A 376-nucleotide genomic window follows, 5' to 3' on the forward strand; every position below is an offset into this window, starting at 1 on the left:
GGGCAGACCGATCACGCCGAACAGCCGGGCGAGGCTCGCGCCGGCATCCTGCAGCTCGTGAGGGCACCGTTGGGCGTCATCGCGCTGGTCATCGCCGGCGTGCTCTCCACGGCCGCCATCGTGACGCGCGCCGGCGTCACTCCGCTCGCCTTCCTCCCGCCCGTGATCGGCACGGTCGTCGGATCCCTGATCCTCGTCCTGCTCGTGCGGCGGCTGCGCGCCTGGCGTGCAGCCGTCGTGCAGCCACATGCTTCCGCGACAGGCGAGGTGCCCGAGAACCCGGCCGCCCCGAAGGGAATCGACCGTCGTCGCTTCTTCGCCCTCGCCGCCATCGCCGGTGTCTCCGCCGTCGTCGTGGGCGTCGCCTCGCGTGCCG

The 376-nt window shown here is 73.1% G+C and carries 1 protein-coding gene; it reads left to right on the forward strand.

All coding sequences use genetic code 11. The annotated features are described in order from the left end of the window. Positions 1-69: 69 nt before the first annotated feature. On the forward strand, positions 70-376 hold a 307-nt coding region (locus tag SB658_RS22285; protein WP_410602377.1), incomplete at its 3' end, for a hypothetical protein.

Origin of the sequence: Bacillus sp. SIMBA_008 (genome assembly GCF_046535495.1) — a bacterium.
Lineage (GTDB): Bacteria > Bacillota > Bacilli > Bacillales > Bacillaceae > Bacillus > Bacillus subtilis.